The sequence below is a fragment of the Pseudarthrobacter sp. NPDC055928 genome, assembly GCF_042270935.1.
Lineage (GTDB): Bacteria > Actinomycetota > Actinomycetes > Actinomycetales > Micrococcaceae > Arthrobacter.
Map to the genome: position 1 here is coordinate 99,034 of NZ_JBHJZH010000003.1, position 16,099 is coordinate 115,132.

Annotated in this window: 17 protein-coding genes; 4 read left to right on the top strand and 13 right to left on the bottom strand. The window is 64.0% G+C overall.

The window, feature by feature from the left end; translation table 11 throughout:
• Positions 1 to 11 precede the first annotated feature (11 nt).
• From ACFC25_RS05680 to ACFC25_RS05705, 6 genes are all read right to left on the bottom strand, one after another.
• Positions 12 to 677 carry an urease accessory protein UreF gene (locus ACFC25_RS05680; protein ID WP_376044422.1) on the bottom strand — a complete coding sequence of 222 codons (666 nt, stop codon included), beginning with the start codon at positions 675 to 677 and terminating at the stop codon, positions 12 to 14.
• Between the two features lie 147 nt (positions 678 to 824).
• Positions 825 to 1,310, bottom strand: coding sequence for an urease accessory protein UreE (gene ureE / locus ACFC25_RS05685; protein ID WP_337345516.1), 486 nt, complete (start codon positions 1,308 to 1,310; stop codon positions 825 to 827).
• A gap of 23 nt (positions 1,311 to 1,333) precedes the next feature.
• Complete coding sequence (ureC, locus tag ACFC25_RS05690; RefSeq protein WP_376044423.1) at positions 1,334 to 3,064, bottom strand: urease subunit alpha; 1,731 nt, start codon at positions 3,062 to 3,064, stop codon at positions 1,334 to 1,336.
• A complete protein-coding gene (locus tag ACFC25_RS05695) occupies positions 3,061 to 3,390 on the bottom strand; it encodes an urease subunit beta (protein ID WP_337345514.1) in 330 nt (109 codons plus the stop codon). The genes ureC and ACFC25_RS05695 overlap by 4 nt, the downstream gene beginning before the upstream one ends.
• 11 nt (positions 3,391 to 3,401) lie before the next feature.
• Positions 3,402 to 3,704 (bottom strand): urease subunit gamma, encoded by a 303-nt coding sequence (locus ACFC25_RS05700; RefSeq protein ID WP_337345513.1) that lies wholly within the window; start codon positions 3,702 to 3,704, stop codon positions 3,402 to 3,404.
• Positions 3,705 to 3,830: 126 nt separating this feature from the next.
• Complete coding sequence (locus ACFC25_RS05705; protein ID WP_376044424.1) at positions 3,831 to 5,246, bottom strand: MFS transporter; 1,416 nt, start codon at positions 5,244 to 5,246, stop codon at positions 3,831 to 3,833.
• A 129-nt stretch (positions 5,247 to 5,375) separates the two neighbouring features.
• On the opposite strand from ACFC25_RS05705, the gene ACFC25_RS05710 reads away from it, so the two are divergent.
• Complete coding sequence (locus ACFC25_RS05710; protein WP_376044425.1) at positions 5,376 to 5,609, top strand: hypothetical protein; 234 nt, start codon at positions 5,376 to 5,378, stop codon at positions 5,607 to 5,609.
• A 153-nt stretch (positions 5,610 to 5,762) separates the two neighbouring features.
• Here the strand turns inward: ACFC25_RS05710 and ACFC25_RS05715 are convergent, their stop codons facing one another.
• From ACFC25_RS05715 to ACFC25_RS05725, 3 genes are all read right to left on the bottom strand, one after another.
• Positions 5,763 to 6,938 (bottom strand): cupin domain-containing protein, encoded by a 1,176-nt coding sequence (locus ACFC25_RS05715; RefSeq protein ID WP_376044426.1) that lies wholly within the window; start codon positions 6,936 to 6,938, stop codon positions 5,763 to 5,765.
• Positions 6,939 to 6,970: 32 nt separating this feature from the next.
• Positions 6,971 to 7,951, bottom strand: a complete 981-nt coding sequence (locus ACFC25_RS05720) for an ester cyclase (protein ID WP_376044427.1) — start codon at positions 7,949 to 7,951, stop codon at positions 6,971 to 6,973.
• A gap of 111 nt (positions 7,952 to 8,062) precedes the next feature.
• On the bottom strand, positions 8,063 to 9,058 hold the full coding sequence (locus ACFC25_RS05725) for a LacI family DNA-binding transcriptional regulator (protein WP_376044428.1): 996 nt from the start codon (positions 9,056 to 9,058) through the stop codon (positions 8,063 to 8,065).
• Positions 9,059 to 9,179: 121 nt separating this feature from the next.
• Here ACFC25_RS05725 and hisD point away from each other — a divergent pair, with 121 nt between their 5' ends.
• The 3 genes from hisD to ACFC25_RS05740 are packed head-to-tail and all read left to right on the top strand — an operon-like array spanning position 9,180 to position 12,027.
• The gene (gene hisD, locus ACFC25_RS05730) at positions 9,180 to 10,517 is read left to right on the top strand and encodes a histidinol dehydrogenase (protein WP_376044429.1); all 1,338 of its coding nucleotides are present in this window, start codon (positions 9,180 to 9,182) and stop codon (positions 10,515 to 10,517) included.
• Positions 10,514 to 11,272 carry an SDR family NAD(P)-dependent oxidoreductase gene (locus ACFC25_RS05735; RefSeq protein WP_376044430.1) on the top strand — a complete coding sequence of 253 codons (759 nt, stop codon included), beginning with the start codon at positions 10,514 to 10,516 and terminating at the stop codon, positions 11,270 to 11,272. Before hisD ends, ACFC25_RS05735 begins: the two co-directional genes overlap by 4 nt.
• Positions 11,269 to 12,027: an HpcH/HpaI aldolase/citrate lyase family protein gene (locus tag ACFC25_RS05740; protein ID WP_376044431.1), complete on the top strand. Its 759-nt coding sequence runs from the start codon at positions 11,269 to 11,271 to the stop codon at positions 12,025 to 12,027. Before ACFC25_RS05735 ends, ACFC25_RS05740 begins: the two co-directional genes overlap by 4 nt.
• A gap of 97 nt (positions 12,028 to 12,124) precedes the next feature.
• Here ACFC25_RS05740 and ACFC25_RS05745 read toward each other — a convergent pair whose 3' ends face one another.
• The 4 genes from ACFC25_RS05745 to ACFC25_RS05760 all read right to left on the bottom strand — a co-directional run bounded on the left by ACFC25_RS05745 (position 12,125) and on the right by ACFC25_RS05760 (position 16,031).
• Positions 12,125 to 12,847 carry an alpha/beta fold hydrolase gene (locus tag ACFC25_RS05745; protein WP_376044432.1) on the bottom strand — a complete coding sequence of 241 codons (723 nt, stop codon included), beginning with the start codon at positions 12,845 to 12,847 and terminating at the stop codon, positions 12,125 to 12,127.
• Between the two features lie 19 nt (positions 12,848 to 12,866).
• Positions 12,867 to 13,754 carry a carbohydrate ABC transporter permease gene (locus ACFC25_RS05750; RefSeq protein WP_376044433.1) on the bottom strand — a complete coding sequence of 296 codons (888 nt, stop codon included), beginning with the start codon at positions 13,752 to 13,754 and terminating at the stop codon, positions 12,867 to 12,869.
• Positions 13,751 to 14,623, bottom strand: a complete 873-nt coding sequence (locus ACFC25_RS05755) for a carbohydrate ABC transporter permease (RefSeq protein ID WP_376044434.1) — start codon at positions 14,621 to 14,623, stop codon at positions 13,751 to 13,753. Before ACFC25_RS05755 ends, ACFC25_RS05750 begins: the two co-directional genes overlap by 4 nt.
• Positions 14,624 to 14,714: 91 nt before the next feature.
• Positions 14,715 to 16,031, bottom strand: a complete 1,317-nt coding sequence (locus ACFC25_RS05760; RefSeq protein ID WP_376044435.1) for an ABC transporter substrate-binding protein — start codon at positions 16,029 to 16,031, stop codon at positions 14,715 to 14,717.
• Positions 16,032 to 16,099 lie beyond the last annotated feature (68 nt).

A 16,099-nucleotide genomic window follows, 5' to 3' on the forward strand; every position in this document is an offset into this window, starting at 1 on the left:
GTGTCCTCCTGCTAGCTCATGAACATTCGGGCGCGTTGCCGCTCGTGCCGCATCTGCGAAATTTCCAGTCCGGGGCTGAGGGCCCCGAAGTCGTCCGGCGTCAGGAGGGCGACGCGTTCGACGGCGGCAGCGACGTCGTTGGCCGCTGTCCGCAGCAGCCGCTGGCCGGCGTTCTGCCCCAGCGGGATGGCCCGGACGGCGTTTTGAGTCAGTGATGTGACGGCGGCGAAAAGGTAAGCGCTGAGCGCCTCCCCGAGCGGCACCCCCAGGGAGCGTGCGACGACGGCGAACGCCAGCGGCTGATGCCCGGCGGCCCGGCCAGTGGTCACCAGGTCCCGGTACAGCGCGAGTGAAGGGGACGGGAACACCTCAGCCCCGATCTCCAACAACCGCCCACCCATCTTCAAGCTCGCCTCCCGAACCTGCCGAGGCAGTAAAGAAGCAGACAAGAGCTCATCCAACTCCTCAAGCGGAACATCCTCGAAGACGAACCGGATGGCCAAGCCATCGGAGTACGTCAACTGCTGCCCGATAAACGCACGGAGCCACACGCCAAAAGACCCCTCATCAAAAATGACCCCAGCGTCGACGTAAGTCTCAAACCCAAGAGAGTGTGCGAAGGCCCCAGTAGGAAGGGCAGAGTCAGTAAGCTGCTGCAGCCCAAGCTGGTAACTCATGGCAAGCACCTCGACGAGAGGTGACCTTTCGGATCGGCGGAGACGGGAGATAGGGGCCGCGGCGTGGTGGGCACCGCGAAGCGGGCACGGCCCCTATCTCCCGTCGAAGCCCCCGAGGCGATCGAACCTGCCGCGTCTGCGGCGATGCTAGTGCGAGTGCTCAGCATGGCGAAAAGGCACAGGCATGACGCGCTCCTGGCGGGTAAAGGGCACGCCGACGTGGCGAAGGTAGTCCTCGACGGTGTGGTCGTAGGCGCAAACCATGACGTCGGCCCCGTACTCGGAGGTCGAGTCAAAGAACTGGGCCTGGAGGTGACGGTTGCCCAGGGAGTGTGCCACGACGCCCATTTCGTGGATGGTCCGCGGGCTCACCACGAGCACGTCGGTGGGGAGCACCGACACTACGATCATGTTCGTTTCGGCAACGTGGAGGATGTCGCCGTCGCGAAGGTCACCGGAGCCGGAGGGCAGCCGGATGCCGATTTCCTTGCCGTGGTCGGTAGTAACGCGCTGGATGCGCTTGACCAGCTGGGCGCTGGGCAGCACTACTTTCTCGCGGTGCAGCCCAATGTAGGCGGCCAGGTCCGCGGTGGGCAGCTCGTGGAGGTTGCCGAGGACTTTTTCGATGATCACGTAGGGCTCCGGTGGTGGGGAAGTTAGAAAAGGAAGTAGCGCTGGGCCATGGGCAGGACGTCGGAGGGCTCGCAGGTGACGTCCTCGCCGTCGACGGTCACTTGGTAAGTCTCAGGGTCCACCTGGATGTCGGGCGTGGCGCCGTTGTACTTGAGGTCGGCCTTGGTCAGGGAGCGGATGCCGGAGACGGGCCGGATGACTTTCTGCAGGCCCAGTTCTTCGGGTACCCCGGCGTCGATGGCTGCCTGCGACAGGAACGTGATGGAGGACTGCTGCACCGCTTTGCCGAACGCGGCGAACATGGGGCGCATGGTCCGTGGCTGCGGAGTGGGGATGGAGGCGTTGGCGTCGCCCATGAGCGCGTAGGCGATCTGGCCGCCTTTGAGCACGAGTTCGGGTTTGACGCCGAAGAAGGCCGGGTCCCAGAGCACCAGGTCCGCGAACTTGCCCTCCTCCACCGATCCGATGGACTCGGCCATGCCTTGGGCGATGGCAGCATTGATGGTGTATTTCGCCACGTAGCGCTTGAGCCGGAAGTTGTCGCTGCCCGCAGTGCCGTGCGTGCCGCCGTCGGGATCCTTCAAAACGCCGCGCTGCTTCTTCATCTTGTCCGCCACCTGCCAGGTGCGGGTAATTACCTCCCCCACGCGGCCCATGGCCTGGGAGTCGGAAGACGTGATGGAGAAGATGCCCAGGTCCTGCAGGACGTCCTCGGCAGCGATGGTTTCGGCGCGGATGCGGGAATCGGCGAAGGCCACGTCCTCGGGGATGTCCGGGTTGAGGTGGTGGCAGACCATGAGCATGTCCAGGTGCTCTTCGATGGTGTTCCGTGTGTACGGCAGCGTCGGGTTGGTGGACGCCGGCAGGACGTTGGGCAGCCCGGCGATCCGGATGATGTCCGGCGCGTGCCCGCCACCGGCGCCTTCCGTGTGGAAGGTGTGGATGACGCGGCCGTCGATGGCGCGGATGGTGTCCTCCACGAAGCCGCACTCGTTGAGCGTGTCGGTGTGGATGGCCACCTGGACGTCGTATTCGTCGGCCACCTTGAGCGAGTTGTCGATCGAGGAGGTGGTGGAGCCCCAGTCTTCGTGGACCTTGAGCCCGATGGCACCGGCGCGGATCTGCTCGGCGAGGGGTTCGACGGCGGACGCATGGCCCTTTCCGAGCAAGCCGATGTTGACGGGCAGCCCCTCTGCCGCCTGCAGCATGCGCTGGATGTGCCATTTGCCGGGGGTGACGGTGGTGGCTTTGGTGCCTTCGGCCGGGCCAGTGCCACCACCCACCATGGTGGTAACGCCGCTGGTGAGGGCGGTGGGGACCTGGTCCGGGGAGATGAAGTGGATGTGGGTGTCGATGCCGCCGGCGGTGAGGATTTTTCGTTCCCCGGCGATGATTTCGGTGCTGGGGCCGATGACGATGTCCACTCCGTCGGTGATCTGGGGGTTGCCTGCCTTGCCGATCTTAAAGATATGGCCGTCCCGAAGCGCAACGTCAGCCTTGTAGATGCCCGTGTAGTCGAGGATGACGGCGTTGGTGATGACAGTGTCCGGAACGTCTTCACTCCGCACCACTTGGCCGTTCTGGCCCATGCCGTCGCGGATCACTTTGCCGCCGCCGAACACCACTTCCTCGCCGTAGACCGTAAGGTCCTTCTCGATTTCAAGGAACAATTCGGTGTCCGCCAGCCGGATGGCGTCGCCCGTCGTCGGGCCGTACAGGTCCGCGTACTGCCGGCGGGGAAGGTCGAAGCTCATTTGGAACCTGCTTCCGGAGCTACCAGCGGACCGTTGACCGCGTTGCTCAGGCCGTAGACCTGGCGGCTGCCTGCGAGTTCAATCAACCGCACGGTCCTGCTGTCCCCCGGTTCGAAGCGTGCGGCCGTCCCGGCGGGGATGTCCAGCCTGCGCCCATAGGCAGCCTGCCTGTCGAAGGTGAGCGCAGCGTTCGCTTCGGCAAAATGGAAGTGCGAGCCCACCTGCACGGGCCGGTCACCGGTGTTGGTGACGACGACGTCGATCGCCTCCCGTCCGGCGTTCACCGTTACCGGTTCGGACCGAAGGATGTATTCGCCTGGAATCATGGCCGCCTGCCTTATCGGATCGGATCGTGGACGGTGACGAGCTTGGTGCCGTCAGGGAACGTGGCTTCGATCTGGACGTCGTGGATCATTTCCGGGACGCCTTCCATCACGTCTTCCCGGGTGATGATTGTGGTGCCGTAGCTCATCAGGTCCGCCACGGTGCGGCCATCACGGGCGCCTTCGATGAGTTCGTAACTGATGATGGCAACGGCTTCGGGGTAGTTGAGCTTAAGTCCTCGGGCCTGCCGCCGCCGGGCAAGATCGGCGGCCACCACGATCATGAGCTTTTCCTGCTCACGGGGCATCAGATGCATCAGGTTCCCTTCTGGTGCCGGGCACGGTCCTACGTTTATAGACCCGGAGGATCATGCAAGCCAGCTTCTCCGACGCATCGCCTCCGTGGCGGATTTCCTGATTAGCGTAGGCCGGTTAGGTTTCCGTCAGATTTCCGGCGTCCTGCTCTCCGCTATCCCCGGTTCCTCAGCAGCAGCCTGCACATAGGACGCCGAGACCCGGCGGTAAACGGGGGTCAGGAAGGCCAGCAGCGCGGCCGCGATCATGATGATCCCAGCTACCAGGAACACTAGGGCGATGCCACGGGAGGTGCCCTCGCCCAGCAGCGGGGCCAACTCGGCGGCGCCCTCAGCGGACCGGGCGTACGGGATAATCCAGACCTGGGCGATCGGGGCGATGAGGAACGCGGTGATTGGCGCCGCGGCGGACTCAAAGGCCATGGCGAATCCGAACACCCGGCCTTGCCGCTGCAGAGGCACCACCTGCTGGATGACGGTCTGCTCCGCGGCCTCCACGAAAGGTATCAGGACCAGGTATAGCCAAATGCCCGCAATGTAGAGCCACGCCCACTCCCGCAGCGTGAAGACGGCGCCGAGGACACCCATGACGATCACGGCGATGAGCATGGTGCGCAAGGGGTTGGCCCCGAGTCCAAACTTGCCGATCAGCGCTCCGCCGATGAGGAACCCAGTGGAGGCCACAGCAAAGAACGTGCCCCACAGCTCCACGGAGAACATCTCCAGGCCGTAGGGATCCATCAACGCCATGTAGACGCCGCCGATGAAGTTGTTGAACGTGGAGAACAGGATCAGCGCGAACAGACCGGAGACCGCCAATACGGCGGCGAGGGAGCCGCGCAGGTCAAAACCGCCGTGCGCATCCGTGGCTGCCGGCCGCACTTCCTCGGGCATGCGCAGCATGAGCAAGTGCGCGAATGCCAGCGCCGTGAGCACGAGGGCCACCACGACCGTCCAGCCCATCCCCAGCAGCCCGACCGAAAGCCCGGAGAGCACGGAGGTGACAATGAGCATAAGTCCCTGCACCATGCCCACCAGCCCGTTGGCATTGGCCCGCCGATCCGGCTCGATGAGAATGGTGACCGTGGTGGACAGGGCGATGTTGCGCATGTTTTCCACCACCGCACCGGTCAGGATGATCACGGCGAAGATCCAGAACCACGGCTGCGTCAGGTCCAGCATCGAGCGGGCTGGTGTCAGCAGGAACATCACCCCGGAGAGCACGAACATCACCAGGGTGTAGCCGGCGGCGAAGCGCATCACGGCCAGTTTGCGGTAGCGGTCCACGAACGTGCCGAAGCTGATGCTGGAAACAGCGATCAGCAGCATGTAGGCGCCTCCGATGACCCCAGTGGCGATCACGTTGCGCGTCTCCAGGTACACCCAAAAAGTCAGGGCGAACCACAGGTAGCTGGTGGTGATGTTGGCGAGGGCAGTGTTCACCAGGATCCCTGCGAACGTGCGGGACCGCTGTGCCGGGGTGCGCAATGACGTGTCGATGGCGTCCGGATCGGCCAGTTGCCTGGCCGGTTCCTGCTCGGTCATGCGTCCCAGTGTACTGACAACCACCCGGCACGGACATGGCAGGAGACCAGTGAGGGGCACCGCCGAGAGACGGCTAGATGCCAAACTCACCCGGCGGGAGGCGCCGTTGAATCCCTGACCACAAGCCGGGTGGCGAGTTCCATATGGCTGGACTCGAGGGTTTCGCCCTTGGCGGGCCGCGTGATCGGCTGTGGCATCGCCGTCACCACTTCCGGCTCCGAACCGCGGGCGGGCGGGCAGCTGGCCTTCCACGTGCTGGAGGTGATGGAATCCGTGCTCGAATCTTCGGCCCTGGGCAGTCGTCAAAGTGCCAGCCGGTGCGAACGGCCGGAACCGGTGCCATTGACTGATCCCGGCGGCTAGCGGCGCACGCCTCCTCCCGGCTGTTTACGCGGCGGAGAGTGACTGGACGTTGCATGGCTTTCCTCGCGTTGATCTGGCGTAAGGGCCGAAGTGGGCAACGGTTAAAAGCGGGAGGCCGCCGCATTCTGCGGCGGCCTCCTGCCCCGTCCCTCATCAGTCGTCCTCGGCTGCGCCTTCCATGACGGCCGTAGGGGCAACGTAGCCGTTGGGGTCGATGACCCAACCGGCGTCGTGGGCCGCGGCTGCCACCTCTGGTGCCCATTCAAGGCGCACGCGGTCGTCGCCCGGGTTGATCACCAGGAGCTCACCGGTACCCGGCGTCGCTGCTGCTTCGCCGCCCTCCAGGCAACGGAACTCCCGCCAACTGTTGGCCGGAACGGAGAAGGAATCGGATGGGCCCAGTTCCAGCGTCGTGCTCGCATCCCCGTTCAGCGTCAGCGCCCAGCGACCGGACTTAACGAGCACTACCTGCGGCCTGTCATGGCGGTGCCGAAGCACGCCCTCGCCCGGCACCGCCCGCAGCCACGCAAGGTTGAAGCTGTGCGGCTCATGGATCGGCGGGACCTGGCGCCTGTCCTCGGACATTCCGTAGCCGATCACCAGGCTTAGTTCAGCGCGGCCGCCGGGCAGGGCGTTGCATAGGAGCGCGTGCTGGCTGTAGATGCGGTCGCCGGGCTGGACCACGCGGGAGCGCATCTGCTCCGGCGTGTACGTGGTCAGCTCATCGATGAAATGCTGCTGCATAGGCTTGATCAGGGCCACACCTTCCGGGAGCTCGTCGCCGGCCACAGTATCGATCAGGCGGTTGTCTGCAGTGAGGTACAGCCCATAGGACTCGGCTTCCCGGAGCACGGACGGGCCCCAGATGATTCCGCCGGTGTCGTCCCTGCCAAGGACCGTGTAAAGAATCCCTTCGTCCGGCCCTTCATTGGTGAAGCCGCGGAAAATCCAGGTGGGAACGGAGATGATGTCGCCGTCCTTGGCGATGTACTCCCCCTGTTTGCCATCTGCGCCCCAGCGGAGCCGGAACTCGCCTCCGAGGTTGATGAACACTTCGGCGGTGAAGTGCAGGTGCAGGTTGTTGCTGATGCCATTGGGCATGCCGGCGGCGCCGGTGTTGAAGCCATGCGGTTCGGTGAGGTTGACGTACTGGTTGGGGTTCTGGGACACGCCGGGGCCGACGAAGGCGTAGTTCTCCTTCTTGTCCGAGCCCGGAGTGCGGCAGTCAATAAATGCCGAGTTGCATGGAACCCAGTCCGTGCGGCGGATGGTCCGCCGCTGGATCTCACTGCTGTCGATGTTTTGCTCTGAATCGATGGTGCTGGTCATGATGATCCCTCCTTCGGGGATGTCGAGCGGGGTCAGTAGATGTTGGCGGCCGGCTCAGGGCCGTCGCCGCGGGTGGCGTTGATCTGCGCCCGGATGGCGATGTCATCCCACAGCTTGACCTCGTTGACGATCCGACCGTTCTGGACGAGGAACTGCGAGATGCCCAGGACATCCACCGGCTTGCCGGTGACTGCGCCGTAACGGGCCTGGCCGATGTAGTCGCCTGTGAACTTCCACGTCACAGCAACTCGAAGGCCGCCATAACGCGGGTCGTTGTGCGTCTGGATGTCACGGACTTCGAACTGGCCGCCAGGGAAGGCATCAAGGAACCGCAGCAGCTGACGCCGATAGCCTTCGGGGCGGATGATGAGGTCGTTGCCGACCGTGTGCAGAGTCAGGTCGCGAACGAAGAATTCGTCGACTTTCTTGAGGTCACGGTCGTTCCACACTTGCCCGATCATGGCAAGGACATTCTCGACCTCGTCACGGTAGTCGTCGGGCCTGGGACCTGAATCACCCACGGCGATGACGTCTGCCGGTGCGGATTCGGTGAACGATCCGGTGTAGCCACGGAAGGCTTTGGTCCGAGCAACCTCATCGGGGTCCAGGCCCTTGGACAGTGCATGGGCGAGTTCGTCACGGACCACCCACTCCTCGACCATCCGGCCCCGGCGGTACAGGCAGTTCGCGATTGTTCGGCCTACCACCTTGAAGCCGGCCTCCCCGGAAAGAACGAGGTGCGAGCTGAGGAAGGCGTCGTTGCCGCGGGCCTCCCAGATGACATCCCCCGCCTGGCCAATGTGGTCCGGTGCCTGCGAGATCCGCATCAGGCATCCTTCGATGACTTCCTGCCGCGTAGTGGACGTGCCGTAGGAGCCGTGGACGATGGAGTCGGGCTCGTAGTTGTCGCGGATGAAGCCGATCTGGCGCTCAACCCAGATGTAGTCGGTGACCTCGCGGATGAAGTCGTCAGGATCGTTGTAGGGCTTGTAGGCAGCGGGGTCGAGAGACACGCTTTTCACTCGCTTTCAGGAACGGAAGTTAGGTGGGGACAACAGCGAGTGTATGCGTATGCACAACATGCTGGCAACCCCTTTTGGCTGAACTTTTCAATCAGCGACGGGTCAGTGGATGCGTGCCAGCGTGTCGCGCATGACCAGCCGGGACTGGAAGGCGGACTCCTCAACAGGCCGGTCCGGCTTCTCGATCCGCTCGATGAGCAGGTCCGCCGCCCGGCGAACCATGGCATCGAGATCGTAGGAAATGGTGGTCAGCCGGATAATGGGCCAGGAAGCGGACGGCAGGTCGTCAAACCCTATGATCGACACGTCAGTGGGAACCTCTGCACCCGCGCTTCGCGCGGCATTGAGGGCGCCGAACGCCACCACATCGTTGCCGCAGACGATGGCGGTGGGCGGCTCCGGCATCTTCAGGAAACGCTCCGTGCCGGCCTGGCCGGTGGCCGTGTCGAACGGACCCCGATGAACGTAGGGTGCGGGAATGGAAATGCCATGCTGGGCGAGCGCCTCGCGCAGTGCAATCTCCCGGTTGATGGCAGTACTTGTGTTGGCCGGACCGAGGATTGCAGCAATCCGGCGGTGGCCGTGCTCGAAGAGGACCTCGGCGGCCTCGCCCATGCCCTGCGCGGGATCCACAACGGCCGCATCGGCCCGTACGGCCGCGGATGTCCGGTTGAAGTAGACGAACGGAAGCCCGCGGTCCCGTAGCCTGAGCGGCACCACGGAGTCGATCGTGGAGGTCGCCAGGATCACGCCATCGAGCCCGTTGGAGATCAGCCGCTCCGCGACGACGTCGTTATCCGCCGCCTCGGTATGCAGCATGAGCTGGTAGCCGCGCGACTCCAGCTGGTGGAACGCGGGCGCAATGATATGCGGATAGAACTGGTTTTCGAGGTCCGTGAGCAGGAGGCCGACACGCCGCGTCCGCCCGCTGGACAGGGCCCGTCCGGCGTCGCTGGGAACGTAGCCCAGGCGTTCGGCGGCCCTGCGGACCCGCTCCTTGGTTGCCTCGGAGACGCGGGGATCATCCCTCAACGCCCGGGACACAGTTGGCTGCGAAACGCCTGCGAGCTGAGCGACATCACGGCTTGTGACAGTCATCTAGTTCTCCCTACGGTCTTCGGCGCTCCAGGCGCTGCAAGGTTCTATCGAATCAGACTATTGACCTCGGTGTTGGCCCGTTCCTATTATAGACATACGTATGCAACAACGAGGAGTAATTGTGGTCAAGTACCTGAAGCAAGCACCGTCCAAGTCCTTCGCAGACACAAGCCAGGCAGACGTGGCAGAACGTGTGGGCCAGATCATCGCGGAAATCCGGTCCGACGGCGACGCTGCCGTCCGCAAATACGCCGAACTCTTCGACAAGCAGACCCGGGACTCATTCCGGCTCTCGGACCACCAGATCGAAGAGATCATGGGAACACTGGACCAGCAGGTCATCGAGGACATCGTTTTCGTCCAGGACCAGGTCCGCACCTTCGCCCAGGCGCAGCGGGACTCGATGCAGGACGTCGAGATCGAAACCCTCCCTGGTGTCTTCCTCGGTCATCGGCATGTCCCGGTGCAAGCCGCCGGTGCGTACATTCCGGGCGGCAAGTACCCCCTCACAGCTTCGGCCCACATGACCATCATCACCGCCAAAGTGGCCGGAGTCCCGCGGGTCGTGGCCTGCACGCCGCCGATCCGGGGAGAGATTCCGGCCGCGACGATCGCCGCCATGAAGCTGGCCGGGGCAGATGAGATCTACCTGCTGGGCGGCGTCCAGGCAGTCGCAGCAATGGCGCTCGGCACCGACACGATCAACCGCGTGGACATGATTGCCGGTCCCGGCAACGCCTACGTCGCCGAGGCCAAGCGGCAGCTCTTCGGCGAGATCGGCATCGATCTCTTCGCCGGGCCCACGGAGGTCCTCATCGTCGCGGACGCCGACGCTGACCCGTTCATTGTCGCCGTCGACCTCCTCTCCCAGGCCGAGCACGGACCGGACTCGCCCGCGATCCTCGTGACCACCTCTGAAAAGGTGGCCCGCGAGGCGCTTGAGCACATTGAACGCATCCTGCCGGACATGCCCACCAAGGACTTCGCCGAACCGGCATGGCGGAACTGGGGCCAGGTCATCGTGGTCGACGACCTTGAGGAGGCGTACAGTGTCGCGGACCAGTTCGCGGCCGAGCACGTCCAGATCTTCACCGCTGACCCCGCCCTTGCACTGACAAAGATGCACAACTACGGGGCCCTCTTCCTCGGCGAGAACACGTGCGTCTCCTACGGCGACAAGGTCATCGGCACCAACCACGTCCTCCCCACTCTCGGTGCGGCAAGGTACACCGGCGGCCTCTGGGTGGGGAAGTACCTCAAGACCGTGACCTACCAGACCATTGAGAATGCCGAATCATCCGCCGAGCTGGGCCGGGTCCTGGGCCGGGCAGCACGCGTTGAGCTTTTCGAGGGACATGCCCGTTCGGGCGACGTGCGGGCTTGGCGCCACAGCGGCGAACAGTTCGAGTGGATCGACCGCGCCCTGGCGGGCACCACCTCCGCCGGAGCGACCCTATGACATCCCTAACCGGTCGCACGGCGCTCGTCACCGGGGGCGGTACGGGGCTGGGCGCTGCCATTGCGCGGGCCCTTCACGACGCCGGCGCAGAGGTTGTGATCGCAGGCCGGCGTCCAGAGCCACTGCAGGAAGTTGCGGCCGCGCTCGGGAATGGCGCAACCTGGCGCACCGTGGATGTGGCCGATCCCGAGTCTGTCGGGCAGCTTGAAAAGAGCCTGTTCGGGACCGAAGTGTCGATCCTCGTCAACAACGCCGGAATCGCCGGACCAGTCGCACCGCTGACCGATATCTCGCCGGATGAATGGGACGAGGTCTTCAACGTCAACGTCCGAGGTACCTTCCTGATGTGCCGGGCCTTCCTGCCTGCCATGGTCAGCCGGGGCAGCGGAGACATCATCAATCTCGCCTCGGTATCAGGAAAGCGGCCCCTCATACGCCGGACACCCTACTGTGCTTCAAAGATGGCTGTGATCGGGCTCAGCTCAACCCTGGCCTTCGAAGTAGGACCGGCGGGAGTCAACGTCAACACCCTCTCGCCGGGGCCGGTGGACGGTCCCAGGATGGACCGCAATTTCCGCCTGGAGGCCGAAAGGACCGGAAAGACGTATGAGCAGGCTCAGGACGTCTTTGTCTCGCGCGCCGCCCTGGGCCGGATGGTAACTGAGGAAGAGGTCGGCGCGGCGGTGGTCGCGATGCTCGGGATGCCCGGCCTCTGCGGTGCCGACGTGGACCTGTCTGCAGGGATGGTGGCATGAAGCCGGAACGGCGTGCCCTGCGCACACGCGTCCTCGCGGGTGAGCGCGTCTGCGGGGTCCTCCTCCGCATGCCCTCGGAGGAACTCGTGGAAATGCTCGCCGTGGCGGGGTTCGACTTCATTCTGATCGACTGTGAGCACGGGCCGGCAGATGTGGGGGCCCTGCGCCAGCACATTGCTGCCGCAGCCATGCACGGCGCCGATGTACTGGTGCGCGTCGGGGAGGGTGAGGACGCCCTGATTCTGCGGGCACTGGACAGTGGAGCTGCCGGGGTGGTTATGCCGCACCTGGACAGTGCGGAGCAGGCTCGGAATGTCGTCGCCGCTGCCCACTATCCCCCGCGCGGGCGGCGCGGCTTCGCGACCTATGGGCGGGCAGGGTCCTATGGTGCCGTCAGCGGCCCGGACCATAAGGCGCGTCTGGCCGAGGAAACACTGGTGATCGGCATGATTGAGTCCCCGCTCGCCGTAACGGCGGTGGACAAGATCGTGGCTGTTGATGGATTGGACGGGCTGCTGCTCGGAGCCGCCGACCTGGCAGCGTCCAGCGGCCCCGGGGACCTGTCAGTGCCGGAATCGCGGGCGCGCGTCAACGCGGCACTGGCCTCGGCCGGATCGCTAAGGCTGGACCTGGTGGGCGATGCCGAGGCTGCTGCCGCTTCTTATGCCGATGGCGCCCAGATGGTGGCGTACAACCTTACCCAGGCGCTCATGGCGCAGTTTGCGGCGCTTCTGAAGCCGCGCCCCCTCCCCTGATCCTGAACGGGCCCATAACAGAACCGGCCATCCTCATCCGATGCTTCGCGCAGGGAGGGGATGGCCGGTTCCTTTGGTTTCGTGCCGCAACGCGTTGCTAGGCGTTCAGCCAGGACCTGAGGAGCTGGCCCACTTCCCCCGGGCGTTCCATGGGTGAAAGATGGCCGGCGTTGACCGAGGCCAGGCGCGCCCCAGGTACCGTCGCCGCAATGTCCTGGTGGAAGCGCGGTGGGCAGATGGCGTCGGCCGTGCCCGAAACGACGAGCAACGGTATGCGGAGCTCCGGGAGCGAGGCAAGCTCATTCCCTCTCGTTGCCTGCATGCGTAGCTGGGCATCCAACCGGGCGGCGCCGGTGTCCTCGCCCATTTGCAGGACACGCTCTGCGAGTCCCGGGTCCCGGTCCCGCGCCGGAGCGCTCAGGAGCGCGTTTAGGATGTCGCCTTGAAGGTCTCGCGGGGTTTCGCCGTCCGCGAGGCGGTCGCGCCAGGTGCGCCAGCCGTCGCGTTGACGCTGCGTTGGAGCCTGCGCGTTGGTGGACATGAGGCAAAGACGGACCACCCGTTCCGGGGCTTGGCGGCACAGCGCCATGCCAACGATCCCGCCGAGGGAGAGCCCGGCCAGCGCGAAGCGCTCGGGGAGTATGTCCAGCAGGGCCTCGACCTGGGCATCCATGCCCGGTTCATCAAGGGTCGGCGTGATGGATCGCTCGAGCCCGCAGCCGGACCACAAATCGTCGGTGCAGTTCATGCCGGCGAGCAGGACAAGGGGGACGCGGAAGTCCGCCGTCGTTGACGGCGGACCCGCGGTGGAAGACTCCATCGTTTTTCTTCGACCCCGCTCAGCCCTTGACGGAGCCGTCGCTCAGGCCGGCCACCAGGTATTTCTGGGCGACGAAGGAGATGGCGATGACTGGCAGCGTGAGCAGCATGGCCGCCGCCCCTGCCTGTTGGAGCATGGGCAAGGTTTGCCCAAGCTGCGTGGTGATGAACACGGGCACAGTCTTTGAGGACGTGTCGGTGAGTACGAGCGCCGTGAGGTACTCCTGGAAGGCGAAGAGGAAGACAAAAATCCCCGCCGTCAGGATGCCGGGCCGCATGAGCGGAATCATGACCCGGCGGAGCGTGCCCAGCCGGGTGCAGCCATCGATCATGGCCGCTTCGTCGAGTTCCTTCGGGATCTCGGCGAAAAAGTTTCGCAGGAGCCAGATGCTGAAGGGCTGGTTGATCGCCACGAGGGCAGCAGCCAAGGCGAACGTCGTGTCATAGATTCCCAGCGACCTGCTGATCTCGTACATGGGCAATACGACGGAGAAGCGCGGAAGCGACCGGAAGATCAGCGCCAGCAGCAGCAGGATGGCCGAAACATATCCCGGGAAGCGCGAGAGTGCGTACGCCGCAGGGATGCCCAGCACCAGTGCCACGATGGTGGAGATCACTGCCACAACGATGGTGTTAATGAGGTACTGGGCGAAATAGGTGGTTTCCCAGAGATTTTGGAAGGCCTCCAACGTTGGCGTGTAGCCGGTGAGGACTGGAGGGTTGGCGAAAGCGACGTCTGTTGGCTTGGTGACCGAGAGCGCCGTCCAGATGAACGGTGCAAGCATGATGACGGCCGTCAGGATGAGCAGGACAGCAGAAATGCGGCTGGCCGCCGGACGCCGTCGTCGTGCCGTAGGGGGCGCCTTGATGACGTTTCCGGTGGGGGCCTTGATGGTGTCGGCGATCATGCTTTGGCTTTCGCTTCCTTGAGGAGTCCCCGGATGAACGGGAACAGGCAAATCAGGATGAGGAGGATGGAGAGCACATTGATCGCGCTGCCGAGGCCGAGCTGCGCCGACCCGTCGCGGAACGCCGTGTCAAAGACGTAGAGCATGATCGACTCATTGCCGATGGCGTCCGCCTGCGGAGAGAGCGGGATGAGATTGTCAAAGGTGCGCAGCACATCCATGATCGTGATGAGGCAAACGAAGCCCAGGATGCCCCGGATAGTGGGGATGATGACATAGAAGTGTGTCTTTCCCGTTGACGCGCCGTCGATCGTGGCCGCCTCGCGCAACTCCTTGGGCACGCCCTGCAGGCCGGCCAGGATCATGAGCATGGAAAATGGCAGCAGGTGCCAGACAGTGTGTGCCATGACCATGACGCGGTTGGGCCAGGTGTCGGTGAACCAGAGGATGTTCTGGCCGGTGAGTGCCTGGATGATGTAGTTCACGACGCCGCCGAAGTTCTGGTCGAAGAGCCACGAGAACGAGACAGCACCGACGATGTTCGGCAGCACATAGGCAACGAGCATTGCACCGAGGATGTAGGGCCGGAGCTTTCCGAGGCCGTTCATCCCGGTGGCAATCAGGTATCCCAGCACGAGGATGGTTGCAGTCACGATGACAGTCAGGAGCAGGGTGAAAAGCACTGCCCGGCCGAAACGCGCATCGATCAGCGCTTGGGTGTAGTTGGAAAGCCCGATGAAATCTCCAGGGGATCCGTACTCCACCTTTTGGAAGCTCCACTGGATGGTGCGGACCAACGGGACCACCAGGAGGCCCAACATCACGAGCAGGCTGGGGCCTATCAGTAGCGAGAACTCGCGTCTTCGCATCGCTCATTTCCTCTCGATTGTGTCGAGTATGTCGCGGTGTCAGGCCGTAGCCGGTGGAGTGTCTCAGCACTCCACCGGCCACGGCACGCCGTCAACTGCCCGCTATTGCTTTTTCCGCAAGGCTCTGCATTTGCTGCATGCCCGCTTCGATGTCCAGCTGGCCAGTAATGACCTGGACCAGGACGGGCCGGATGGCGTTGGTGACCGGAGCTCCGGACGGGTGACCCGGCGTCGGCATGGTCTTGCCGATGGTTGCGTTCGCGGCCGCCGCGTACTTCGAGCTGTCCTCGCTCACCATGCCTTCCCGCGCAGGGTAGGCCGCCGGAACGGACGCCTTGGAGGCGTCCTCGCTGACCGAAGCCGCCATCATCTGGAAGAGCATGTCCTTGTCCAGCTTGGTGTTCTTCGGAATGGACCAGCCATCCACTGAAAGCCGGCTGTAAAGATGCGGCGAGCTCGCTTCAAGGGCAGGCGGGGCCGCGAAGGCGAACTGGTCCGCGAGCTTGGTATTGGCTGGAAGCGTGAGGTCGTTCATGCGGCCGGAGAACATGATGGCCATTGCGGCCGTACCGTTGAACATCTGCTGCTGGACCTTCGGCTGGTCGAACGTGGTGACCTGCGGATCCATGTAGGGCAGGAGCGACTTCATTGCCTCGAGCGCCTTCCGCGACTCACCGGAGGTGAACTGCGGCTTCCCGGACGAATCCAGGAAGTCCTTTCCGTTGGAGTTCATCGCTGCCTGGTAGTTCGTGGAGATATCGGCGGTTGCATTCAAGGGCAGGGCAATGGGGAATTTGATCTCTCCCTTGGCCTGGATGGCCTTGGCGGCATCAATCATCTCTGCGAAGGAAGTGGGCGGCTTGAGTCCCAGGGAGTCGAAGACATCCTTCCGGTAGGCCATCACGTACATCTGGGCCTGCATGGGCAGCCCATAGAGCTTGCCGTTGTAGGACATCGCCGAACGCATTTCTTCGCTGATTGCGTCGAGCTTGTACTTGTCGGAGTATTTGGCGACGTAGTCATCGAGTGGGAGGATGTCGCCTTTGGCTGCGAAGCCGGGAACAACAAAGCCGTAGGTCTCAAGAATGTCGTAGCTGCCCGTCTCCCCCGCGAGGGTGGCCGTCGTCTTGGTGACCTGGCCGCCGAAGTCGATGGGATCGTGCTTGAGCGTGACCTTCTCGCGAGTGCAACTCTTGACCATCGTGTTCGTGAATGGATCGATCGCCGACGAGTTGTAGGCGAGGACGTTCACCGTCGTTTCCGCAGCGGGCATCGTGTAGTCGCATTCTACGGCCGTCGCGGCCTGGTCTCCGGTGCGCGAACCCGCACCACAGGCAGTGACTCCGGCGAGGCTTGCCGTTACGGCCAGCGCCGCTAGGCCCGTCCGGAGGTGTTTGTGGAATCGCATGATGTTTCCTCTCCTAATGCTGTTTTGGCGGTGGTGGGGCAACTTTGGTCCACCCAATATTTATACGT